The organism is Bdellovibrio sp. ZFWA1, assembly GCF_056175665.1.
The window spans coordinates 35,056-57,731 of sequence record NZ_JBJKJH010000001.1 but is presented as its reverse complement, the minus strand read 5'-3'; the positions used below and the strand labels follow the sequence as shown (position 1 = coordinate 57,731).

The following is a 22,676-nucleotide window of genomic DNA, read 5'->3' as shown; positions in this document are numbered from 1 at the left end:
GAGTCAACATAGGGTTATGGACTTGGCACTCTTTTCTATCACATTGAATACAAATCAGCTAGAGAACATGAAGAGTTTTTATCAAGCTCTGGGGTGTCAGTTTAAGTCACTAAATGTTGATAAGGGTGGCGTCGTGCAGAAAACTCAGATAGGCAATCTGGAATTTGCTCTGCATTCTATAGGCAATGCTGCTGATGTGAAGAAAATTCCAATTATGCAGCTATCCTTAAAGGTTCGAGATTTGGACAGTATTATGGGGCGGGTTCAGGCAATCCCAGGGGTATCAGTCATTCTTGATCCTAGTGATATGCCAGAGGGGCGCCGTTCCATTATTTTGGATCCGGACGGTAACAGCATCGATCTTACCGAAGAGCGTGATACTCATTAATTAAAAAAAGCGAAATCGCAAAAAGTAAAAGGACCCGAGGGGTCCTTTTTTAACTACTTACCTAAGGTTTTTTGACCCTTTTCCCAATTGCAGGGGCAGAGTTCATCTGTTTGAAGAGCGTCGAGATTGCGAAGAACATCTTTAACATTACGGCCTACCGCTAAATCATTCACTGAGACCCAACGGATGATGCCTTGAGGGTCCACGATGTAAGTCGCTCGCAGAGGTGCTCCTGTAGATTTAGACAAAATCCCTAGAGTTCCACAAAGCTGTTTATTAAAATCTGAAAGCATTGGATAGGGCAGTTCTTTAAGACTTGGGTGATTTTTTCTCCAAGCCAGATGAACAAAGGCCGAGTCCGCAGAAACACCAAAGACTTGAGTTTCCCGAATTTGAAAATTTTTAAACTCTTTGCCGAATTCCGCAAGTTCGGTCGGGCAGACATCCGTAAAGTCAAAGGGCCAAAAGAAGAAGACCGACCACTTGTTTTGAATTTGAGTCTCTGTAATCCAAGCGAATTCTTTACCAGCCTCTAGGGACACACAGGCTTCTAGTTTAAATTTTGGAAAACTTTCTTCAAGTCCTAGCATTGGGGTCTCCTTTACTAATAAGAAAAATCTTCGTTGGGTTAGTGACGACGCTTTTTACGTTTTTTCTTTTTCTTTTCTTTTTTAACAGGATCTGGTTTGCGTTTTTCAATTTTCACAGGAACATCAACAGATTGAACAACTTCATTTTTTAAATTGCGAAGTTCGACCGTTAGTTTGCTATTTTCCCAGTCGATATTTGCTAATGCAAAATTTTCCTTCGAGAATGCAGGGCTTAAATAAGTTGGATCATTTTCCTCTAAATTGCTTGGACGATTGATCGAGGAAGCGGTGATTTCGTAAAGATCGCCGTAACCATCAATTTGGGTTTTGGCTATCGAGCCGATATGGCGATCTCCTGATAGCAAAACCACATTTTTTGCTTTTGTCTTTTTCAGAAGATTAAAAAGGCGTTCTTTCTCGTGAGGAAAGTTTCCCCATTTTTCATAAGTGTGGCCGTCAGGAATGACTTGAATAGAGCTGACGATAAAACGCACATCTGCTTTTTCTTTTAACTCGTCCTCCAGCCAGTCCCATTGCTCTTCGCCTAAAATAGTGGTTTTTTTATCTTTGGTTGGCTCAAATTTTTTACCCTCAACTGTGGACTTAACAAGCGGGCTGCGGTTCCATCGAGTGTCTAGCATGATGACTTGAACTAGCTTATTTGATGGACCGAAAATTTTAGCATGATAAAGTCCCTGCTGATTTCTTTCAATCGCATCGCTGACATAACGCCAGTATTGTAAGAAGTCTTTTTTCGCTTCTTCTTTCTGAGGATTGTCTGCTCCGCCGTCATTTTGACCATAGTCATGATCATCCCAGATGGCCATAAAAGGGACTTTTTCGCGAATCGCGATGTACTCAGGGATCTTATCTAGTTTTTGGTACTGAGCTTTTAGTGGTTTTTGGCTTTCACTACTTGCATAGATATTGTCGCCCATAAAAACGAACAGTTGAGCATTGCTATCAGAAATCGTCTTCCAAAGAGGCTGCGGTTGGTCCTGATTCGCACAAGAGCCAAAAGCCAGAGTCGACATTGTCGAATCATAGTCTAAGCCACGAGGGTGAAAGGGGAGTTGATCTCGTTTAGGCTCGAAGTTTAAATGGGCTGATGCGCCAGAAGAGGTTTTGTGGCCTTCAGGCGCCGCATTTGAGCCTTTGGCAGAGTTGAAGTTTTGGCATGCCACAAGGCTGAGCCCAAGTAGTGTCGAAAAGAAAATATTTTTAAAATTCATGACAGAATTAAATCTAAGGACAGAAGCTTTGTCTAGTTAAAGACTGATTTAAGGCAAAAAAAGAGGAAGCACGGGGGCTTCCTCTTTTTTATGAAATTTTTAAAACTACTTTCTGTCAGAAAGTGGGATTACTTGTCGTTGAGCTGAACCAATGTACTCAGATAGAGGTCTGATAATACGATTATTAGCTTTTTGTTCCATAATGTGGGCAGACCAGCCTGTCGTTCTTGCCATTACGAAAATTGGAGTAAAGAAGTCAATTTCAAAGCCCATCATGTAGTAAGCAGGTCCCGCAGGGAAATCTAGATTTGGATAGATTTTCTTTTTGTCGACCATGACTTTTTCTAAAGCTTCGTACATTTGCATCCATTTATGCTCGCCAGTGACATTGGCCATAACCTGCGCGTACTTTTTCATAGTTGGGACTCGAGAGTCTCCGGATTTGTAAACGCGGTGACCAAAGCCCATAACTTTTTTCTTTTGAGCCAAAGCATCCAACATCCATTGTTCAGCTTTTGCTGGATCTGCGATTTCGATCATCATATGCATGACCATCTCATTGGCGCCACCATGCAACGGGCCTTTAAGAGCTCCAATGCCGGCTACGGTTGCAGAATAAAGATCAGACTCTGTTGAGGTCACAACACGTGAAGTAAATGTTGAAGCGTTGAAGCTGTGCTCAGCGTACAAGATTAAAGAGACGTCGAAAGCTTTGACAACTTCAGCAGCCGGTACTTTACCAAAACACATATGGAAAAAGTTTTCAGCAATGCTTAGATCTTTACGTGGAGGAATAAAATCCAAGCCTTTTTTGAAGCGGAAATCCGCAGCAACAGCTGTTGGAATCTTAGCCAATAGGCGAATGGCTTTATCCATATTTGTTGCAGGTGAAGCATCCCAAACACGTTCATCTTCACAGCCCATAAAGCTTACAGCTGTGCGGATGCTATCCATAGGATGGCATTTTGCCGGAAGGGACTTGATCACATTTAAGCAAGTTGTGCTAATATCGCGATAGCTTTTTTCAAGTTTTTCGAAAGCGGCGAGTTGATCACGATTCGGAAGTTCGCCATTGTACATAAGGTAAGCAACTTCTTCGAAACGGCAGTTCTCGGCAAGATCTTGGACTGGGTACCCGCGGTAGATCAAAGAGTTTGTATCTGGATTTACTTTCGAGACTGACGAAGTGTCGATGACTGCGCCTTCGAGTCCTTTTTTGACGTTCATTTTTTCTGGTTCTGGAACGTAATCTGGGTTGATATATTCAGCCATTTTGCCTCCGATAAAATTAATTTGGAATAAGAGCAGCAAAGGCTAGCAAGTGTCCTAGGGTGGGTCAATGGGGCTAACGGTGAGTCAAAAGAGAGAAGCTTTCATAAGATTTGGACGCCCTAAGTCAGATCTGCAGGTTATAGGTCTAGAGCGTATTTCCGCAAAAGAATATGCCCTAATTTTAGGCAAAAATCTTGCGAGCATTTTTAATTGTACCTGGGTCCCATTCAGTTCTCTTGTTTTAGCTTAATCTTATGTTGTTCTAAAAAGAGACGACTGCTCTAAAGAGTTCATGCCAGGTTGCCGATGAAATAGTCAGTTGTTAAGAGGTTTTTATGCGGAACGTACTTGGCTTTCTTTTTGTATCCTCTCTTTTGTTCGTGCCTACTATCGAAAGTTGAAAGTTCAATTTCATGATGGAACAGGTTGGCAGGTCATTAGCCCTGATAACACCATTCGTTCCGTTCCCTTTGCGATGACCGCAAAGTCAGCAACACAGTTGGGTGATAAAACAATTAATGATTTCGTATTAAAGTCCAATGCTCCGGGTTCGGCTTGCACGGCGGGCCAAGTGGTGTTTTGGGATGGAACTAATTTTAGTTGCGTTACTGATGCTGGTGGGGCCGGTGTGATCAGTGACGTCCTTGCGGGAACCGGGATAGCGGTCTCGGGAGCGACCTCCAAAACTGTGGCAGTTAATTTTGGTACAACGGCAGGAACGGTTGCTCAGGGTAATGACTCGCGTATTACGAATGCTTTGCAGTCCACAACCGTTTTTGCGGGGGACGTCAGTGGCACTGCGACTTCGATGGCTGTTGATAGAATCAAAGGGGTGAGTATTGATTCGACGGCGCCAACGACAGGGCAAGTTCTTAGATATGATGGTGCCAAATGGGCCGCGGCGACACCAAATGCAGGAACGGTGACTTCGGTTGGAGTCAGCGTTCCTTCGATCATGTCCGCCAGCGGTGGGCCTATCGTGTGCGGCGGGAACTGCTTTAACTTATATCAGTGCCACTGACAGGATTCAGTGTGCGAGTCTTGCGGTGGATACCGCGAATATTGCTAACAACGCGATCACGTCAGCAAAAATTGCTGACGGTGCTGTGACCGCTTCTAAATTAGGTTCTGACGTCGGTGTATGGAGCACGTCAAGTGGTCATGTCTATCGCATGACAGGCAATGTGGGGATTGGAACTTCAACTCCTACGGAAGCACTTGAAGTGACCTCTGAAACAACTTGGGCGACACTTGCATCTATCACATATAATTCAACGATGTCCCCCGCGATGGTAGGGTATCGCTACAGAGGCACTAAGGCATCTCCGACTGTCGTAGCAAGTGGTGACTATGTCTTTTCAAATCAAGGTTGGATGCCTCAGGCTCGGTCGGCATCGGTACAATTTCACCAGCCTACAAACTTGATGTCTCAGGAGACATCAATGCTTCAGGCAGTGTGCGTGCGGCAGGGGTAGCATTGTCTTCGGATGCCAGATTTAAGCGTAATATTGCATCTATTAATAATCCATTGGGTAAAGTGTTGGCACTTCGAGGTGTTGAGTACGATTGGAAGACGGAGCAATATCCAGAGCGCAAGTTCAACAATCGTCATCAAATTGGGGTGATTGCTCAGGAAGTTGAAAAGGTTTTTCCTGAAGTTGTGGATACCGACAAACAGGGCTTTAAGTCCGTCAACTATCCAGCGTTGGTCGCTCCGGTAATTAGTGCGATTAGAGAGTTGTATAATAAGCTTGTCGGAGTCGATGCCAGAGTGGCCGAGCTTGAAAGAGAAAATGCACTTTTGAAAGCGCAAAACCAAGAACTTAAAAAGGATGTTGATCAAATTAAAAAGTCTTTGGGTATCAAGTAAATTAAAGATTGAATTAGAGTGGTAATACAAACATCGGAGTCAAAAAAAGGAGAGCTTGCTGCTCTCCTTTTTTATTTTAAACTTCGATATTCTTTATAAGCCAGTTTTTAAGCTCTTGGATACCATCATCAATGCCGGTTGAAATTTCAAGCTTAGCAAAAGCGGCTTCAACACTTTGGCTAGTATAAGCTTGGCCCATTAAGCTTGCTTTTAATTGATCCGTGACTGCTGGGAAAAGGCAATCTGTGTAGATTTGAAGCTCTTTGATTTTGGCATCATCCACTTTAAATTGAAAATCAAAAAACCCCAAAGTTAGATAGTCATCCATTCGATGTGTGAACTCGAGCGTATGGCCATAGAGCCATTCCCAAGAGCTCAAAAGATCGAACTGATTTTTCAGTTCTGGAATTTCTTTAATTGATTCCAAGTTAAGGGGAATGATTTCCGCCTTACCATTGTAATGAGCTTCAAAACTTTTTACGATTTCATCGCAAAGGTCCTTGTGATTCACCGAAGGGTTGGCCTCGACCAAATTGGCGACTCGGGCACGAACAGATTCCTTGCCCTTAGCCTGAAGCTTTTTTGGATTTGGTGTCAAATAATTGCCAAGTCTTGTGAGGTCCGCATTTATTAATAAAGTGCCGTGATGAAAGGCGCGGTCTCTTTTTTCACGGTAGGCGCTGCCGCTGAATTTACGGGGGCCATCAGTGAACGGAATCATCAGGTCATTGCGACCGGAAGCTTCCCCCTTGATATTGAACTTTGCTAAAGCATCGAAAATAATTTTGACGTTATTATCGCGGCTGTAGACTTCTTTCGGTGATAAGAATGTAAAATTAGTATTTCCTAAATCATGAAAGACAGCTCCTCCGCCCGTCGTGCGACGAGCAAGATGAATTTTGTCCTCCTTCATTTTAGCCAAATTGCATTCATTCCAAGGATTTTGGTTTCGTCCAATGACGACTGTTTCTTCGTTGCGCCATAAAAACAAAACCTGCTGATCTGCATCTAAATTATGGAAAATCCACTCTTCAGTTGCCAGATTTAGTTGCGGATTAAATGAGTCCGAAAGGAAGACTTTAAGTTTCATATTCCTGCGCAATTACTTCTTGATTGAGAAATTAAAAATATTTTGATCAAAACTATTGTACTCGTCGTAACGAGACAAATCGTAAAGATCTTTGCGGTGTTGCATTTTATCAAGAAGGCCCTCTTGAGTTCCTTTGGCTTTGATTTCTTGAAGGCCGTGGACAGTTGCCCCCATTGCTAAACGGAAGGTTGTGACTGGGTAAATGACGATGTTGTAGCCCAAGTTGTTAAGTTCAGTGTAAGTTAAAAGTCGGCCTTTACCAAACTCTGTCATATTGGCAAGCAACGGAACAGTGATGGCCTTACGGAAAGCCGCAAATTCTTTTTCATCCTGAAGAGCTTCGATGAAAATGCAATCAGCGCCCGCATCGATATAGGCCTTTGCTCGATCTACGGCGGCATCAAAACCTTCAACACCGCGGGCATCGGTTCTAGCGATGAGCAGGAAGTTTTCATCCAATTTTTTACCCTTTGCTGCAGCACTGACTTTGCGAACCATTTCATCGCGAGTGACCAAGCCTTTTCCGTCTAAATGGCCGCAGCGCTTGGGGTTGATTTGATCTTCAATATGGCAGCCGGCAAGTCCCATTTCGATCATCTCTTGTACCGTACGAGTTGCACTCATTGGTTCGCCAAAGCCGGTGTCAATGTCGATGATTGTTGGAAGTTTTGTAGTCCGAGCAATTTGACGTCCGCGATGGGCGACTTCGCTTAAGGTTGTAAGGCCAATATCGGGGTAGCCAAGGTCATTAGACAAAACCGAGCCTGAAATGTAAACGCCGTCAAATCCTTCTTTTTCGATAGCCATAGAAACCAACGGGGACCATGATCCTGGAAACTGAAGAAGTTTTCCCGTTTTTAGGGCATCTCGAAAGTTTTTACGTTTTTGTGCGGGAGTGATTTCTGGAAATAACATAGAGGCTCCTTTGTTGGAGTCCCGAAGCTAACCCAAAGTGCTTCTTAATTCAGGCTCTTTTGCGTCGAGTTATTTCACCAAAGTAAACGGAATACTAGCTACAGAGCGCCCATTGATCAGGATTTCAAGCTTATGTGAGCCAGGATACAGTTTTCGCGTCGTCACGGGCTTGAAAGAGTGTTTTTTTGCAATACTCAGGACTTCACCTTTGGTGACTAATTTTTGAGTCAGTTTGAAAACCTTGGGGCTCATTTTTCCATTGGATTTTTGATAGTGAATGGCAAAATCAATCAAAGCGTTGCAAGTTTTAGAAGTTGTAGAAATTTGAAAATCAAAATTCAGGTCCTCCCCAGTTTTGATTTTTGACTTTTTCAATCTGAGATTATGAAGTTTGACAGGGGCTGATGTATTGATGCCAACAAGTTTTAATGCGCGTGGATTGCCTTTTTTTATAAGGCCCCTTAGGGCATGGCGGGTGATCCAAAGTATCTTTTTTTGGTCGATGCTGGTCAATTGGTGTAAAGCCTTTTTTTGATTCCAACTTTCAAGGAGTTGAAGTGCGATGGTCGGGTTGTCTTTACTAATATCATTAATGTGATTAGCTACAGATTTTCGAACATAAAGTTCGTCATCCAGTTTTAGATTTTCCAGCACTTCGAAGTTTAGTTCGGGATTTTTAATAAACTGCTTCAGTTGTATTCCCCACGGCAATCGCGGTCTTGATCCCTCGGAAGCTAAGCGACGTTGGTGGTGATTTTGACTCAGTGACCAGCGAAGATTAAAGTTTTGGGTGATCTTAGGATGTTGGATGAAGAACGGGCGAACCGCAAACTCTCCCGTGAATTTTTCGGTTAATTCTTCGATGTAAGTCAAAGCCATCTCGGGGTGGTCTAATCCGAATTCCTGAGCAAAATGTAAAAAAGGCCACAGGTCAAAGCCGTTCAAGGCTTTCGTTTTTGGTTTGGCCTCCAGGGCCGCTTTTTTTAATATGACAACTGCTTGCGGGAAACTTTCTGGAAGTGAATTTTTTAAGGAGCTGGCTATCAGTTGTACTCGACCTTTAAGTTCGTGCTCTTGAAGTGGGCGGCATTGATCCAGGAAGCGATTTTTAGGAAATTTCGGAAAATGAAACTCTATATGCTGAGCAATTCTTATTAGAAGCTCAGAATTGATCCAATTTTTAAAAGCGCTTTCAGTGGAATCATTTTTGGCCGGCATGGAGTTCCTAACTTAGAATTGATTAGTCCTTAACATAACCAATGTACAGCCGATGACAACCTCAATGCCAGCTTGTTTGAAAATATTTTCAAGCTCTGGATTTTCAGTTCCAGGATTAAAGATGACGCGTTTTGGATTTAAACCCAGGACTTCATCTTTTTGCTTTTCTAAAATTTGCGGATTTACGTAAATCGTTAAAGTATCAATTTTGCCGCCAGCCAAACTTTTTGCTTGTCTGATATCTTTACTTACGGCGGTGCCTTCGATCGAAGGCAGGCTCGGGTGGACGGGAAAAACAGCATGCCCATATTCTTGTAACATTTTAAAGGCTTTGTAAGAGTAACGTTCACTATTATCGCTAGCGCCCAGGATTAAAACTTTTTCTTGTGTGCTCATTTTAAAGGTCCGTTGCTTTGATCCAGTTGTCTCGTTGAGCCGGCTCGGTGTCGACAATCACTGGGGGATTCGAGCCTTCGCGAATCCATCCCTTATTGGTTGTTAAGGCGGCATTTCGCTTTTCTCCGATTAGCTCTTGGGCTTGGACTTCCCCTTCAAGAACGCAAATGACTTCTTTTTCTGTTGAAGCGCTCATAAAGAATTCAGTTCCGCGAATTCCGGCAACGGCGCTGGGAATTTTATAGATATATTTGGGTGCCACGTCTTTGCTGATTTTTGCACGAACTTTTCCCTTGAGAAGATCTACGGTCGTAGAGCTGGCTGAAATGGACGGGGTTTTTGCATCGGCGATTTTAACTGACGAGTTTTCAGCAATAATTAAAACCGAACCAGACTCAACAAGCTTTACCCTGGAATTTTGTGTTTCAATGAGGTCTCCGGTTGAAATTTTGTCTTTTAGCTTTAAGGCCTTTTTTTGGCCCGAAGAATTGGTGATTTGTGCTTCTTGACCTTGGATAAGCATCGTTGTCCAAGCCAGGGTTGAGGATGTAGATAATAAAACACAAAGAAATGCGATTTTGTTCATAAGACCTCCAAGGGCTTGGGGATATTATTGAGAGCTTTTTCGTGATGGACAATGGGTTTTTAATCGAGAAGGGTCTCGGGATTGAGCTGTGGGTACTTAAGAAAAAAGACATCCTGTCATGGGAGCTTCCCGCTCCCATACCCTGGGGTAAAGCCGGTCATCGTGACCGGCTTTTTGCGTTGTGTCTCTTGAAATAAAAAGGCCCATCTTGGCGAACCTTGTGATTTGATTTTTTTACTACGAAAAAAAAATTACAAAGGCCAAGAATGGACCTTCATCATTTGATCAACAGCTTATTAGGTCTGCAAGATTTAAATATTACCAACGCGGAGCTTTCAGAGGACTTTGTGTCTTGTCGGCTTTCGGCAGAGTTACCGTGGTCCCGCGCCTGCTGCGCGGACTGCGAGCATCCCTTATTGGAATTCCATCAATGGAGCTATCGAGACCTTAAAGTACCCCCTCTGGGGCTCTTTAAGGACGTCGTTATTCATTTACGATATCCACGAGGACTTTGTCCCGTATGCAATAAAATCCAACGCTCTAAGGTTTCAGGGATCCATTCAAAATTCAAAGGCCATAGCTGCAGCTTTGTCGAAACCGCGGGTCGACTCATGGAAGAAACCACCTGTGCTGCTGCGGCCCGGACCTTGAGTTCAGATCCAAAGACTTTATGGCAAATGGATCAGTGGCGTATGCGAGAAATGCAAAAGAATTTAGATGTAAACAGGTTTACAAAAGATCTTGATGTTTCTCGTATGAGTGCTGACGAGGTGCACTTTAAGACTGAAACTGAAACCAAAAGAGAGCACCCTTTTGCACCACGATGGACCGTAAAGTTCGTAACAAACTTAGTGTGTACGAAGGCTGCAAAGGTGATTGCTAACGCTGCTGGTAGGGATGCTATGGCCTTAGCAACGTGTTTAAAAACTCTATCAAGACCCCAGCGATTATCAGTGGAGTTTTTTTCAATAGACATGAACCCTGGCTACTTCCAAGCCGTGAGTAAACTCTGTCCCAATGCAGAGATTGCGATTGATCGATTCCACTTGGTTCAGAGCATGAACGAATACTTTGAAAAAGTCAGAAAAGAAGAGTTTCAAAAGGCAAAAAAGAACAAAAAAGAGTTCGAAGAAATCATGTTGTCACCATCGAGAAGGTTCATGTTTTTAGAGCGAGATGCTGTTTTATCTATCGAGGAGAATAATATGCTAGGAAAGTTAAAAGTGTTAAATACGAATATTTCAAACGCAATGATTATCGTTGAGTATTTCCATAAGGTTTTAGAAGAAAAAGGTGTCCACGGGTTTAGATCACGCTTGGCAAAATGGTATGGGTTGGTTCGAGATTCGAAGTTGCTGCCACTTCGGAAGTTTGCACTGCAAGTTCGCAAGTACCGGATCAATATCGAAGCCTATATACGATCAAATTTAACGACTGCAATCAGTGAAGGACTTAACAATAAAATCAGAGTTCTAAAGGCCATGGCCTACAGCTATCAGAATGAGGAATCGTTTATGCTAAAGATCCTTCAGAGGTGTGGATTTCTCAATTCGAGACACATGGATACCCGGCGTCTATTCAAATATAGCAGCCTGGCATGAAACCTACCCACAGAAGAAACCCGAGAGGCCTATCTTGAGGGTCTCGGGATTGAGCTGTGGGTACTTAAGAAAAAAGACATCCTGTCATGGGAGCTTCCCGCTCCCATACCCTGGGGTAAAGCCGGTCATCGTGACCGGCTTTTTGCGTTGTGTCTCTTGAAATAAAAAGGCCCATCTTGGCGAACCTTGTGATTTGATTTTTTTACTACGAAAAAAAAATTACAAAGGCCAAGAATGGACCTTCATCATTTGATCAACAGCTTATTAGGTCTGCAAGATTTAAATATTACCAACGCGGAGCTTTCAGAGGACTTTGTGTCTTGTCGGCTTTCGGCAGAGTTACCGTGGTCCCGCGCCTGCTGCGCGGACTGCGAGCATCCCTTATTGGAATTCCATCAATGGAGCTATCGAGACCTTAAAGTACCCCCTCTGGGGCTCTTTAAGGACGTCGTTATTCATTTACGATATCCACGAGGACTTTGTCCCGTATGCAATAAAATCCAACGCTCTAAGGTTTCAGGGATCCATTCAAAATTCAAAGGCCATAGCTGCAGCTTTGTCGAAACCGCGGGTCGACTCATGGAAGAAACCACCTGTGCTGCTGCGGCCCGGACCTTGAGTTCAGATCCAAAGACTTTATGGCAAATGGATCAGTGGCGTATGCGAGAAATGCAAAAGAATTTAGATGTAAACAGGTTTACAAAAGATCTTGATGTTTCTCGTATGAGTGCTGACGAGGTGCACTTTAAGACTGAAACTGAAACCAAAAGAGAGCACCCTTTTGCACCACGATGGACCGTAAAGTTCGTAACAAACTTAGTGTGTACGAAGGCTGCAAAGGTGATTGCTAACGCTGCTGGTAGGGATGCTATGGCCTTAGCAACGTGTTTAAAAACTCTATCAAGACCCCAGCGATTATCAGTGGAGTTTTTTTCAATAGACATGAACCCTGGCTACTTCCAAGCCGTGAGTAAACTCTGTCCCAATGCAGAGATTGCGATTGATCGATTCCACTTGGTTCAGAGCATGAACGAATACTTTGAAAAAGTCAGAAAAGAAGAGTTTCAAAAGGCAAAAAAGAACAAAAAAGAGTTCGAAGAAATCATGTTGTCACCATCGAGAAGGTTCATGTTTTTAGAGCGAGATGCTGTTTTATCTATCGAGGAGAATAATATGCTAGGAAAGTTAAAAGTGTTAAATACGAATATTTCAAACGCAATGATTATCGTTGAGTATTTCCATAAGGTTTTAGAAGAAAAAGGTGTCCACGGGTTTAGATCACGCTTGGCAAAATGGTATGGGTTGGTTCGAGATTCGAAGTTGCTGCCACTTCGGAAGTTTGCACTGCAAGTTCGCAAGTACCGGATCAATATCGAAGCCTATATACGATCAAATTTAACGACTGCAATCAGTGAAGGACTTAACAATAAAATCAGAGTTCTAAAGGCCATGGCCTACAGCTATCAGAATGAGGAATCGTTTATGCTAAAGATCCTTCAGAGGTGTGGATTTCTCAATTCGAGACACATGGATACCCGGCGTCTATTCAAATATAGCAGCCTGGCATGAAACCTACCCACAGAAGAAACCCGAGAGGCAATCGAGAAGGATTACAATTTTTGGCATTTGTTTCATTATTTACACTTTATATGCAATATAACAGCTTTGCCTGCGGCCCTGAATTCGCAAGAGCTTGCCCCGTCGGTCAATATTGTTGTTAAGGAGTCTTTTTATGAAAATGGGTGTCGGGTTCTTTTTGGGGCTATCAATCGCAACTATAAGCTTCATGGAGGCCCAGGCTCAGGTGAAGGCCTACGTGCCAGAGCTGAGTCCTGAGGAGGCTTTGCAGGATGCTAGCGGGCTGAGTCGAGACGCTTTAAGTGCAGAGATCACAGCAATTCAGGATCAATTGAATGATCTTCGCGCCGAAGCCCTTCGACAGGGAGATGTCGATACCTTACAAGAAATCACATTTGTTATTAGATATGGGGAGCGGGCAAAAGATCTTGAGGATTTACGTTTGGTTAAAAAAGAAAAAGAACGACTAGAAAGATTTCTGGTTCATATTCGGGCTTATTTGCAAGAATTTGCTAATAAATAATTAGGAAATCGAGTAAAGAAGGCTCATGAGTTCAAGTTTAATTCAAACCCCAGAATCTATTCCATCAATTGCCCTAACTCGGGATGTTACTAAACATTTAAAGAGGGGGCATCGTTGGGTTTTTGCCAACTGCTTTGATGAAAAATCTAAACCCAAGTCGGGAATTTATTCATTAACTTATAAAAGCGAACTCATCGGATTGGGCGTGGTTCAAGGGGACACTCAGCTGCGCTTTCGTATGCTTTGTTTAGCGGATGAACCTTTCTTTAGAAAAAATAATCTTCAGAAAACTTTAGAAATTTGGGCTCAGCACCAGTGGCGGCAGGCCCTGGCCTTAAGAAAAGTTTTTAATTTAGGTCAAACCAACTCGTTCCGTTTATTAAATGGCGAAGGGGATGGTTTCCCTGGGATGGTAGTCGATATTTATGCGAACACAGCAGTTGTTAAGCACGATCACCTGATCATGGAAAAAATTTGGGATAAAGAAGTATTGGCCCAATGGTTAGTTCGCGATCTTCCACAAATCAGCTGTGTCTATCATAAACGTCGCAATGATGAAGCCGTAAAAGGCGAGTCGGTGTTGGGACGTTTGGCAGAAGAGGTGCAGTTTAAAGAAAATGGTTTACTGTTTGCTTCTAATATTCGTGACGCTGCAAAAACAGGATTTTTTTTAGATCAGAGAGACAACCGTTATTTGATTAAAAAATTTGCAAAAGATAAAACTGTGTTGAATCTATTTAGCTATACGGGGGGATTTTCACTGTTTGCTGCCGCAGGTGGAGCACAGCATGTGACCAGCGTGGATATTGCCAAAGTGGCGATTCAAGCAGTCCAGCGCAATTTTGAAATTAATGATCTAAAGACGCCCCATGAGGACATCGCCACGGACGCCTTCGAGTACGTTGAAAAGCAAATCTCGGCGAAGGCGAAGTTTGGTCTTGTTATTACAGATCCTCCAAGTTTTGCCCCGAACGAAAAGTCAGTGGCACATGCAACATCGGCTTACACAAAAATCTTCAGCGATTCTTTAAAGTTGGTAGAAGCACAAGGTCTGTTCGCGGCCAGCTCTTGTTCCTCGCATATTTCGACGGCGGCTTTTTTAGAGATTACCAAAGAAGCGTTTTCGAAGTCTAGAAAGCGCGGCACGCTAGTGTATCTTGGCGGACAGCCGAGTGATCATCCTTATCCACTGGCGATGGAAGAGCTTCGCTATCTGAAGTTTGCCTTGTTTCGAGTGGATTAGAGCGTTTTGTTGGCTATCTATAAAGAGCGTACTCTTCCATAGCGTTGATAATATGATACAAGGACGAGGCTTTTGCTGTGCTACCAGAAAACTGGTTATCCGCCGATAATTGATCATACCAGTAGCCTGGTTTTGGAGTTTGAAGGTACTTAAATAGTCCCTCAAGGGCTTCGTCGGCAGCCAATTGATATTGGGTCTTTTGTGGCTCTTGTACTTCCTGACTTAATCGAGCTGCGGCTTTGACTCTTTCGCCCTGGGGCCAAAAGCGGGCCGATGCAGATTTGATCGTGTGGTTGGACCACATTTCATCCACCGCCAGCCCCCGCATTTTCTGAACTCCATATTTTTCTGCATTTAAAAAAAGCTGATGTCGCAGTTCAAAGCTGTCCGTGCCTAAGAGCTCGTCAGAGAGTTTAAAGAGCCAGGCCCATTCATATTGGTGTCCTGGTTCATAGATAAAATTGCCGTCAGTTCGTAGGTGTTCCCACGACGAATTAAAAAACTCTCCAAGAACTTTTTGTTCAGGGCATATAAATTTAGAGGTCGCCAAAATAAAAATGTCCTGTGCTGTCTGTCTCCATGTTGGGTCTTCGTCAATTGCAACCCAAGCAAGAACAGCTTCGAAAAGATGCATATGAGGATTGGAAGCATATGAAACTTGTCCTTTTTCATCGAGCTCTGTAAATCCAGAAAAGTTTACTTTTCTGTGCTGGTTTAAATAGTTCATCGTTGCTAAGGCAGCTTGCTTATAAACGGCTTTAGAACTTATTGCATAGGCCTGAGCAAGTCCAAAGATGGCGAAAGCCTGGGTATAAAGAGGTTTGTGAGTGGCATTAGGTAAAGAATTATTGTCCACAGAAAAAATAAAGGAACCATCGCTTTGTTGAAAGTACTTCAGAAGGTAGTTCGCACCTGCTAGAATTTTTTGATCCGCAATTTCTTGGGGTACAACATTCATCCGCGCCCCGGTGTAAAAAGAATAAATTTGTCGCGACTGCACTAAACAGCGGCGAGCCGATCCCGAAAGACTTCCGTCAAAATTTAACGCTTCGACAAAACCACCGGTTTGGGAATCGACTCCTTTTGTGGACCATAGCGGAAAAACAGAGTCCTTTAACCACTGAGTGAAGTATTGGACGCGATCTTGAGAAGTCTTGAAGTTCATAGGGTCTCCTGTACACGTAAGATTGGCATAGAATACCATTCTCATAAAGAGGCGTTTTAATCGCTGCTACGCTGCGAAAAGGTCATTGAGTCGCTTGATTTCGAGCCTGATAAGTTGGCAGCTCTCTTTGAGGCTGGGAGTATTTCTTCGAATTAAAATGAAGAAAGGGCCGAGCCGTCGACTCTAGAATTGGCTAAGATATGACGAGAAGTTATCAAGATAACGATAGTAAATATACTCAAGAATGTTTGAGGTAGTTATGAAAAATTTGAGCGTTAAGGTTAAATTAGTATCCGCCTTCATCATTGTTTCAGGAGGAGCACTGATAGTGTCCGTCGTCGCTAACATGCTTTCTTCTCAGGTTATCAGTCAGTTTAAAGGTGTTTCGGATAACAATGTTCCTAATTTAGTAGAATTTGTGGGAATGGGACGCGAGATGGTTAAATTAAATGTGCCATCAGCCAAAGCCTATATGAGCAATCTAAAAAAAGAAGATTATATTAAGTTGAAAGAGTTTTCATTAGAACACATTAAAGATTTCGAGGCCCACGCAAAAGTCTATGAAGCCAATAAATTCGCGGATGGTGAAGAGGCGAGATGGAAAGAATTTAAAGAATTGCGCTGGGAGCCGTATAAAACGAAGACCTTAGCCATGCTGGATATGCTAATTGAATCGCAATCCCCCGAAGCACATGCAAAGGCAGACAGCATTTTTTTAGAGCTTGAAAAAATGGTTCATGACCGGAGTGCCCATTTTGAAGAATTAGTTCAATTTCAGGCAAGGGATGTGCATCAAACAGCCCAGAAAGGTGAGGCCCTTTTAGAGACTATGAAGACAGTTGAAATGGTAGTTACTGGTCTTTCAATCCTGGCCTCAATTGTTTTCGGACTTATTCTGTCGTCTTTGTTCGTGAAAAAGCTTACCAGAATTAGCACAGACATTTCAGGAGGCGCCACTCAGGTGAGTGATGCCGCGGAGCAGATCTCTCAGAGTGCTCAGGCTTTATCTAGCTCTGCGACACAAGCCGCGGCTTCTTTAGAGGAATCTGTAGCCTCAGTAGAGGAAATTACCAGTATGATCAAGATGAATTCTGATCGGTCTCAACAAGGTCGTACATTGTCATTAACATCTGTAGATACGGCTTCGAAAGCCGAGGCGGCTGGAAAAGAATTGGTGAGTGCGATTCAGAGCTTAGATCAGAGTTCTAAAAAAATTGAAGAGATCGTTAACATCATTGACGACATCGCCTTTCAGACTAATTTATTGGCCCTTAATGCCTCGGTGGAAGCTGCACGGGCTGGAGAACAAGGAAAAGGATTTGCAGTAGTGGCAGAGGCCGTTCGATCTTTGGCGCATCGAAGCTCAGTATCGGCCAAGGATATTGCGTCTTTAATTAAGGACTCTTCAGAGAAAACTCATCGTGGTGTGCAATTGGCAGAGGCGAATCGAAAGGCTTTAGAACAGGTGATCGATGGAGTTAAGAAAGTCGCAACAATCACCGAAGAGGTTTCTGCTGCGAATGCGGAAATTTCCAATGGAATTGGTCAAATTTCAACTGCGATGAATCAGTTGGATCAAGTGACTCAGCAAAATGCGGCTGTGGCCGAGGAAGCGGCAGCGACTTCGGAAGAGCTGTCTGCGCAATCATTAAATTTAAAGCATTCCGGCAGTACATTAAGTGGCTTTATCACGGGAGATAAAGCGGCTGCTTAAATTACTCTCGTTATTGGTTGTTTAATTTGGTTTTTAGAATCTACAATTTAGGAAGTTAATGCACTCTATGTCTAATATTTAGACAGAGAGTTTTTATTCTAGCGGCGTTCATGTGATGCTGGGATTGGTCTGGAGTTTGCAAATACGGTAATCCTTATTAAAGGAGATCCGTATGCGTATGATTTTTGGTCTATTGGTTTTTATGTCTTTTGGAACAGCGCAAGCCTCTATTTTGGGTGATTCAGTTGTGCAATGTGTGAAGGGTGATATTTCCGTGAATATCAAAAGCGAATCTGGTTTTTGGGGTGGGACTCATCTGTCTGTATTGCAAAAAGGAAAGCTAGTTTTGTCCGAAAGTATGGATGAAGAAGAGTATCAATACAATGAACGTCTTGGTCTTTATAATCGCAATACTGAAGGACGAGTTGGCCAAATGATGAGACTTTTAGCTGAGAATAAAATGTCCATCTATGGCGACGATTTTCACATGCTAGAGTCTGACAATGCTTTGTTGCATGTATTCCAGTCTCAGTTAAATCCTGAATTTGGAGGAGCTCCGACGACGATCGTTTTGCGATTAAATAATGGAAGCGGTGTTGCCTTCAAATTTAAAAGTGAGTGCAAAACTGTTTCAGGCAGAACCTATATTTCTTGGTAGTTGTTATTCGTAAAATTTGAACAGAGTTAATTAAAAAGGCCTATGATTTAGAATCATAGGCCTTTTTGGTTTTCCAGGTTCTTTTGAAAACTAGAAAATACCTTTATTGTCGCGCTTGTTGTTGATTAGCTTTTCAAGAGGCATTTGAACGTTCAGTTCTTGCATCTGCGCTGCTGTCAAAGTTGGTAATGCTTCAACTAAATTGATGAAGCGATTGCGTTCTTCTTTCGTGATAATATCAGAAGTTAAGATATCAAACTTGCGGATGTAGTCTGCACGTTTGAATGGTCTAGCACCAGCAGGGTGAGCATCTGCAACGCCCAACTCATCAACAAGTTTTGAACCATTTTTGAAAGTGATTTCTACGCGGCCACCGAAACGTTTTTTGTTCGGATCTTGCTCGTGGTACCACTCTGTCCATTGTTTATCTTCAACAGTTGAAATTTTGTGCCACAAAGCCACAGTGTCTGGGCGATTTGCACGCTCAGGTGCATAAGACTTCACGTGATGCCATTCACCATCTTGCAATGCAACTGCGAAGATGTACATGATCGAGTGATCAAGAGTCTCGCGAGATGCTTTTGGATCCATCTTTTGAGGGTCACCAGAACCCGTACCGATAACGTAGTGAGTGTGGTGAGAAGTGTGGATCACGATGCTTTCGATATCATCGAAGTTTGTGATCTTCGCTTTCATCTTGCGAGCAAGGTCGATCAATGCTTGAGATTGGTACTCGGCAGAGTGTTCTTTAGTGTAAGTCTCAAGGATTGCGCGCTTCTCTTCGCCTTTTTCTGGAAGTGGAACTTCGTATTTTCCATCTTTACCATCAAGCATGTAAGCAATTACAGAATCTTCCCCTTCATAAATCGGAGACGGAGCGCCCTCACCACGCATAATGCGGTCCACAGCTTCAATTGAAAGCTTACCAGCGTGAGCGGGAGCAAAAGCCTTCCAAGAAGAGATTTCACCTTTACGAGACTGACGAGTTGTGAATGCGACGTGAACGGCTTGCTGAATAGATTGGTAAATCTGTTCAGTTGAAAGTCCAAGCATAGTTCCGATACCTGCTGCAGAAGCAGGAGCTAAGTGAGCAATATGATCTTTTTTGTGTTTGTGAAGGCAAATAGCCTTAACTAAATCAACGTGGATTTCGTAACCAACGACGATCCCTTTAAGGAACTCAGCGCCAGTTTTATTCATTTGCTGAGCCACTGCCAATATTGGTGGGATGTTGTCAGCAGGGTGAGAGTAATCAGCTGCCAAGAAAGTATCGTGGTAGTCAAGTTCACGAACGGCAGTTCCGTTTGCCCAAGCGGCCCATTCACAAGAAAACTTTTGTGAATTTGGCATACCAAAAACAGTCGCTCCACCTTCACGTGGATGAGCAATCGCCATTGCGCGAGCAGAAGCTACTGGGCGACGATTGGCAGCTGCGATTGCAACTGAAGCGTTGTCGATAATTCGGTTGATCACCATGTCAACAACATCGTCTTTGATTGGTGTTGGGTCTGTGGCCATTTCAGCCATTTTCCAAGCAAGTTGCTCTTGGCGAGGCAAATGCTCTTTAGAAGGATAAACTCTTACTAAGTGCTTTTTCATGCTGTCTCCTAGACTCGGTCAGGGTTTTAAAGGAATTGAAAACCCAGAAAATTTACTTTTCGACTCAAAAAGCGTCAAGTTTTAGGGGGATAACGCAGCTCTTCTTGGTCAAATTGATGCGAAGAGATTAAAAAATAGGCAGAATTAAGCCATAAAATTGGCTTCGGAGTAGATTTGAGGAGGTGAGATAGGAGAGCAAAGGTATGGGAACTGCAAAAAGATTTAAAGCCAATATGATCTCAGAGATTCAGGTCCATGGGCAGGAGGGCAATCTTTTAGGATTCATGAGAAACGTATCGAGTTCGGGAGCACTTTTAGAGATATTCGAAGGTGATTACGTGCCTCAGCGCGGGGATATTCTTCACATATCTAACGAGATCCAAGATCTAGATGCTGAAGTCGTATGGAGTCGATCGGAAGGCTTTGGCGTTTGTTTTCTGGATCGAGCTGAACTGCAAGAGCGATTGATGAATCGAACCTCCTTTGCCCTGGCTTAAAGATGTCAATCGTGATCAAAACCATCACGATCAAATGAAGGCCCGTAAGGGCCGACATAACTTCGTTCCCAGATTTGACCACTTCGACGTCTTTCCTGCAAAGTTGAAAATCTGTATTCGTAGCGCTGTATCCGTAAAAACCGCGGAGGCCCCTCGGAGAACGGATTGTGTTCGAAAAGCGAAATCACTTCTGGGCTCTCCCAAAAAATCTGAATCATCATGTTTTGCAGCCACATATTGTGCTGGAACTGCCCAAGGGCGGCAAACCACATTTGCCAATCTAGACGTGGCTGGTGGGGAATATTCCACGATAGCTTTTTCCACAGATCGACGGGTTTATACTTCATTTTATATTCGATCCAATTTTCTCCGTCCAGACTGCCTTCAAGAACAAGCTCTGGCCGTAAGCGCGTCATTGCGGCAAACAGCCCATAATTATTATTTAAACGCGAATAGTAGACAGAGCGGACGATCGGATAAAAAGGCTGAAGGAAATTGGATTTTTCACTGAAAGATAAGAAGATCCAAAACAAACTCAGAGGTAAAAGAATGATCATCGCAGCAAAGATCAAAGTGCTGGAATGGACTTCAGTTTGTGCTATGGAAAAAGCTTGTTGAAGCTGAGGAAAATATTGCAACCAGTACTTATCGGCGATCAAGGGAAGGCAAAGTCCAAGGGTTAAAATATTAAAAAAGGTGTAGTTTCCGGTCAGAACAATCAGTAGTTGGAACAAAGCGATGCCGACGAAAGCGTAAGTTCTCCATGGAGCTGGGAAAAAAATCAAAAGGGGCAATGCCAACTCAATGATGAACATTAAAAAAGTACTAAGTTTTAAAAATGCTTTGGGTAATTTCGAAGCCCACCAAGCAAGGGGGCTAGGCAGCGGCTGTGTCCAAAAGTGAAAATCTAATGCGGTTAAGTTTTTCCAAGCAGGATCTTTGCTGGCTAACTTCACGATGCCCGAACAAAAAATAAGTTTAAATAATAGTACTAGAATTAATAGTTGGGTCCCAAAGTGAACTTGTGGCACTTGAAAAGGCAACCATTGCCAAGTAAATGGCGAAGCTAAAAGTCCCAGATAGCCGGCCTCCAGTAGCAGTGCATCCCATTGAAAGCCCATAAAGTCTTGTCCTGCACTACAAAACGACAAATAGATCAATATCGACAACAGGAGCATCCAGCCACTCGCAAACCCTAAAAATGCAAACGTGGAACTGCAAAGACCAACAAAGCAAGAAAAGTAAAGGGTCCGATCAGAACTGCTGAACCAAAATAAGGACGGAATCTGCCAAAACCTTAGAGGATGATTTTGTCTTTCAATAATTCCTAAGAGCGTATCTATTGATAAGATTCCCCTTGAACCAAAAAGCCCTAGGACTTGCGGTAAAAGGGACAAAAAGGCAAAGACAAAGCAAAGCGATACCACTTTTGTGAATAGAAATATTCCGTAATGTGACGGGGAAAGAAAGGCTTCGATCATTTTGTGATTAGGATCTCCATAAGGTAGCTAAAAATTTCCACACTTCTGAACGTCGCTCTCCAATATCAAAATGATTGCCGTCAAACTCGGAATACTCAACGGTTAATCCTAGGTCCTTTAAGTTTTGAGCAATCTGACGTGTCCCGTACTGCAAATGAAAATTGTCTTTATTTCCCACATCTAAATAGATTGTTTTAAGACATTTAAGGTTTTTCAATCGCCGCGGTAAAAAATTGACGGGATCTTTATCCAAAAAGCGCTGCCAAATTTCCGACTTGATCTGGCCCGTTTTAAGCTCAAGTGGGTAATCGAATTCGACACCATGACCCGCTGGAGAATAACACGCCGACATCCCGAAAGCGTTTAAAAGCGAATGCCAATTTTTCTGTTTGGTAAGTTTGCCAATGCGTAGTTCTTCAAGAATTCTTTTTGCGGTTTGATACTTTTCTAGGTAAGGAAGTGCGACGTAAAGATCTGGAAGCAGGCTTGCAGAGAAAAAAGAATCCGGTGCAATGGCAAAGCAATGTCCAAAAACTTCGGGATAAGCAGAAGCCAAGTGAAGAGCCCCATAGCCCCCCGAGCTTCCTCCGACGATTGCTGTAGTGTCGGGTTTTAACTGAATCTTTAGTTCGCGTTGAAGGGCTGGAACCAGCTCTTGAATGATAAAGTCTTCGTAATGACCAACGGCCGAGCTATTTATAAATTGGCTGCCGCCCCACAGGGTTAAGCAGTCCACAAAAACGTAAATAGCTTCGGGTGCTAACCCCTGAGAATGAAGCAGATCAATTTGTTGAACCGCGTTCATTTCATTGAATTTAGCATTGAAGTAAAAAGGTGCATTGCCGGAAAATCCTGCCAATACAAAAACAACCGGAAGTTCTTGAATTGGAGTCGATTGTGGCAGTAGCAATGGATTAAATCTACAGTGGTTATCACCTAAGGGATTTGCTTTCAAAATCTGACTATCGACTTGAAGAGTTTTTACATCAAAGGACTTGAGGTTGTAGGCCTGCCACTGCGGAAATAGTTTTGAATCTGACATAGGCTTTTTCTACGCCGA

Annotated in this window: 23 protein-coding genes; 11 read left to right on the top strand and 12 right to left on the bottom strand. The window is 43.1% G+C overall.

What is annotated here, in order from left to right; translation table 11 throughout:
- Nucleotides 1-16: 16 nt before the first annotated feature.
- The gene (locus AC04MN_RS00265) at nucleotides 17-388 is read left to right on the top strand and encodes a VOC family protein (protein ID WP_475381181.1); all 372 of its coding nucleotides are present in this window, start codon (nucleotides 17-19) and stop codon (nucleotides 386-388) included.
- A 53-nt stretch (nucleotides 389-441) separates the two neighbouring features.
- Here AC04MN_RS00265 and AC04MN_RS00260 read toward each other — a convergent pair whose 3' ends face one another.
- The 3 genes from AC04MN_RS00260 to AC04MN_RS00250 form a co-directional block, all read right to left on the bottom strand.
- Complete coding sequence (locus AC04MN_RS00260) at nucleotides 442-978, bottom strand: peroxiredoxin (protein WP_475381180.1); 537 nt, start codon at nucleotides 976-978, stop codon at nucleotides 442-444.
- 38 nt (nucleotides 979-1,016) lie between these two features.
- Nucleotides 1,017-2,210 carry an alkaline phosphatase D family protein gene (locus AC04MN_RS00255; RefSeq protein ID WP_475381179.1) on the bottom strand — a complete coding sequence of 398 codons (1,194 nt, stop codon included), beginning with the start codon at nucleotides 2,208-2,210 and terminating at the stop codon, nucleotides 1,017-1,019.
- A gap of 105 nt (nucleotides 2,211-2,315) precedes the next feature.
- Nucleotides 2,316-3,482, bottom strand: coding sequence for a bifunctional 2-methylcitrate synthase/citrate synthase (locus AC04MN_RS00250; protein WP_475381178.1), 1,167 nt, complete (start codon nucleotides 3,480-3,482; stop codon nucleotides 2,316-2,318).
- Nucleotides 3,483-3,801: 319 nt separating this feature from the next.
- Between AC04MN_RS00250 and AC04MN_RS00245 the strand changes: the two genes are divergently transcribed.
- From AC04MN_RS00245 to AC04MN_RS00235, 3 genes are read left to right on the top strand one after another with little or no spacing between them, the layout of a single operon-like run.
- Entirely contained in the window at nucleotides 3,802-4,503 is a 702-nt protein-coding gene (locus tag AC04MN_RS00245; protein WP_475381177.1) for a hypothetical protein, read from the top strand.
- 25 nt (nucleotides 4,504-4,528) lie between these two features.
- Complete coding sequence (locus tag AC04MN_RS00240; RefSeq protein ID WP_475381176.1) at nucleotides 4,529-4,957, top strand: hypothetical protein; 429 nt, start codon at nucleotides 4,529-4,531, stop codon at nucleotides 4,955-4,957.
- A 2-nt stretch (nucleotides 4,958-4,959) separates the two neighbouring features.
- The gene (locus AC04MN_RS00235) at nucleotides 4,960-5,352 is read left to right on the top strand and encodes a tail fiber domain-containing protein (RefSeq protein WP_475381175.1); all 393 of its coding nucleotides are present in this window, start codon (nucleotides 4,960-4,962) and stop codon (nucleotides 5,350-5,352) included.
- Between the two features lie 76 nt (nucleotides 5,353-5,428).
- On the opposite strand, the gene AC04MN_RS00230 is transcribed toward AC04MN_RS00235, so the two are convergent.
- From AC04MN_RS00230 to AC04MN_RS00210, 5 genes are all read right to left on the bottom strand, one after another.
- Entirely contained in the window at nucleotides 5,429-6,442 is a 1,014-nt protein-coding gene (locus tag AC04MN_RS00230; protein ID WP_475381174.1) for a lipoate--protein ligase, read from the bottom strand.
- 12 nt (nucleotides 6,443-6,454) lie between these two features.
- Nucleotides 6,455-7,357: a methylisocitrate lyase gene (gene prpB / locus AC04MN_RS00225; protein WP_475381173.1), complete on the bottom strand. Its 903-nt coding sequence runs from the start codon at nucleotides 7,355-7,357 to the stop codon at nucleotides 6,455-6,457.
- A 69-nt stretch (nucleotides 7,358-7,426) separates the two neighbouring features.
- The gene (locus AC04MN_RS00220; RefSeq protein ID WP_475381172.1) at nucleotides 7,427-8,575 is read right to left on the bottom strand and encodes a DNA alkylation repair protein; all 1,149 of its coding nucleotides are present in this window, start codon (nucleotides 8,573-8,575) and stop codon (nucleotides 7,427-7,429) included.
- Nucleotides 8,576-8,587: 12 nt separating this feature from the next.
- Nucleotides 8,588-8,971: a CoA-binding protein gene (locus AC04MN_RS00215; protein WP_475381171.1), complete on the bottom strand. Its 384-nt coding sequence runs from the start codon at nucleotides 8,969-8,971 to the stop codon at nucleotides 8,588-8,590.
- A 1-nt stretch (nucleotide 8,972) separates the two neighbouring features.
- Nucleotides 8,973-9,557 (bottom strand): FecR family protein, encoded by a 585-nt coding sequence (locus tag AC04MN_RS00210; protein WP_475381170.1) that lies wholly within the window; start codon nucleotides 9,555-9,557, stop codon nucleotides 8,973-8,975.
- A 266-nt stretch (nucleotides 9,558-9,823) separates the two neighbouring features.
- Here AC04MN_RS00210 and AC04MN_RS00205 point away from each other — a divergent pair, with 266 nt between their 5' ends.
- The 4 genes from AC04MN_RS00205 (at nucleotide 9,824) to AC04MN_RS00190 (ending at nucleotide 14,502) form a co-directional block, all read left to right on the top strand.
- The gene (locus tag AC04MN_RS00205) at nucleotides 9,824-11,158 is read left to right on the top strand and encodes an ISL3 family transposase (RefSeq protein WP_475381169.1); all 1,335 of its coding nucleotides are present in this window, start codon (nucleotides 9,824-9,826) and stop codon (nucleotides 11,156-11,158) included.
- 234 nt (nucleotides 11,159-11,392) lie between these two features.
- The gene (locus AC04MN_RS00200) at nucleotides 11,393-12,727 is read left to right on the top strand and encodes an ISL3 family transposase (protein WP_475381169.1); all 1,335 of its coding nucleotides are present in this window, start codon (nucleotides 11,393-11,395) and stop codon (nucleotides 12,725-12,727) included.
- A 163-nt stretch (nucleotides 12,728-12,890) separates the two neighbouring features.
- Nucleotides 12,891-13,259 (top strand): hypothetical protein, encoded by a 369-nt coding sequence (locus AC04MN_RS00195; RefSeq protein WP_475381168.1) that lies wholly within the window; start codon nucleotides 12,891-12,893, stop codon nucleotides 13,257-13,259.
- A 25-nt stretch (nucleotides 13,260-13,284) separates the two neighbouring features.
- Entirely contained in the window at nucleotides 13,285-14,502 is a 1,218-nt protein-coding gene (locus tag AC04MN_RS00190) for a class I SAM-dependent rRNA methyltransferase (RefSeq protein WP_475381167.1), read from the top strand.
- Between the two features lie 13 nt (nucleotides 14,503-14,515).
- On the opposite strand, the gene AC04MN_RS00185 is transcribed toward AC04MN_RS00190, so the two are convergent.
- Complete coding sequence (locus tag AC04MN_RS00185) at nucleotides 14,516-15,667, bottom strand: AGE family epimerase/isomerase (RefSeq protein ID WP_475381166.1); 1,152 nt, start codon at nucleotides 15,665-15,667, stop codon at nucleotides 14,516-14,518.
- Between the two features lie 259 nt (nucleotides 15,668-15,926).
- Between AC04MN_RS00185 and AC04MN_RS00180 the strand changes: the two genes are divergently transcribed.
- Together AC04MN_RS00180 and AC04MN_RS00175 are read left to right on the top strand one after the other, a co-directional pair.
- Nucleotides 15,927-17,381: a HAMP domain-containing methyl-accepting chemotaxis protein gene (locus AC04MN_RS00180; RefSeq protein ID WP_475381165.1), complete on the top strand. Its 1,455-nt coding sequence runs from the start codon at nucleotides 15,927-15,929 to the stop codon at nucleotides 17,379-17,381.
- Between the two features lie 172 nt (nucleotides 17,382-17,553).
- Nucleotides 17,554-18,039 (top strand): hypothetical protein, encoded by a 486-nt coding sequence (locus AC04MN_RS00175; protein WP_475381164.1) that lies wholly within the window; start codon nucleotides 17,554-17,556, stop codon nucleotides 18,037-18,039.
- Between the two features lie 90 nt (nucleotides 18,040-18,129).
- Here the strand turns inward: AC04MN_RS00175 and AC04MN_RS00170 are convergent, their stop codons facing one another.
- The gene (locus AC04MN_RS00170; protein WP_475381163.1) at nucleotides 18,130-19,638 is read right to left on the bottom strand and encodes an MmgE/PrpD family protein; all 1,509 of its coding nucleotides are present in this window, start codon (nucleotides 19,636-19,638) and stop codon (nucleotides 18,130-18,132) included.
- A gap of 203 nt (nucleotides 19,639-19,841) precedes the next feature.
- On the opposite strand from AC04MN_RS00170, the gene AC04MN_RS00165 reads away from it, so the two are divergent.
- Nucleotides 19,842-20,135, top strand: coding sequence for a PilZ domain-containing protein (locus AC04MN_RS00165; RefSeq protein ID WP_475381162.1), 294 nt, complete (start codon nucleotides 19,842-19,844; stop codon nucleotides 20,133-20,135).
- A 5-nt stretch (nucleotides 20,136-20,140) separates the two neighbouring features.
- On the opposite strand, the gene AC04MN_RS00160 is transcribed toward AC04MN_RS00165, so the two are convergent.
- Together AC04MN_RS00160 and AC04MN_RS00155 are read right to left on the bottom strand one after the other, a co-directional pair.
- Nucleotides 20,141-21,256, bottom strand: coding sequence for a lipase maturation factor family protein (locus AC04MN_RS00160; RefSeq protein ID WP_475381161.1), 1,116 nt, complete (start codon nucleotides 21,254-21,256; stop codon nucleotides 20,141-20,143).
- A gap of 367 nt (nucleotides 21,257-21,623) precedes the next feature.
- Nucleotides 21,624-22,658: an alpha/beta hydrolase gene (locus AC04MN_RS00155; protein ID WP_475381160.1), complete on the bottom strand. Its 1,035-nt coding sequence runs from the start codon at nucleotides 22,656-22,658 to the stop codon at nucleotides 21,624-21,626.
- Nucleotides 22,659-22,676 lie beyond the last annotated feature (18 nt).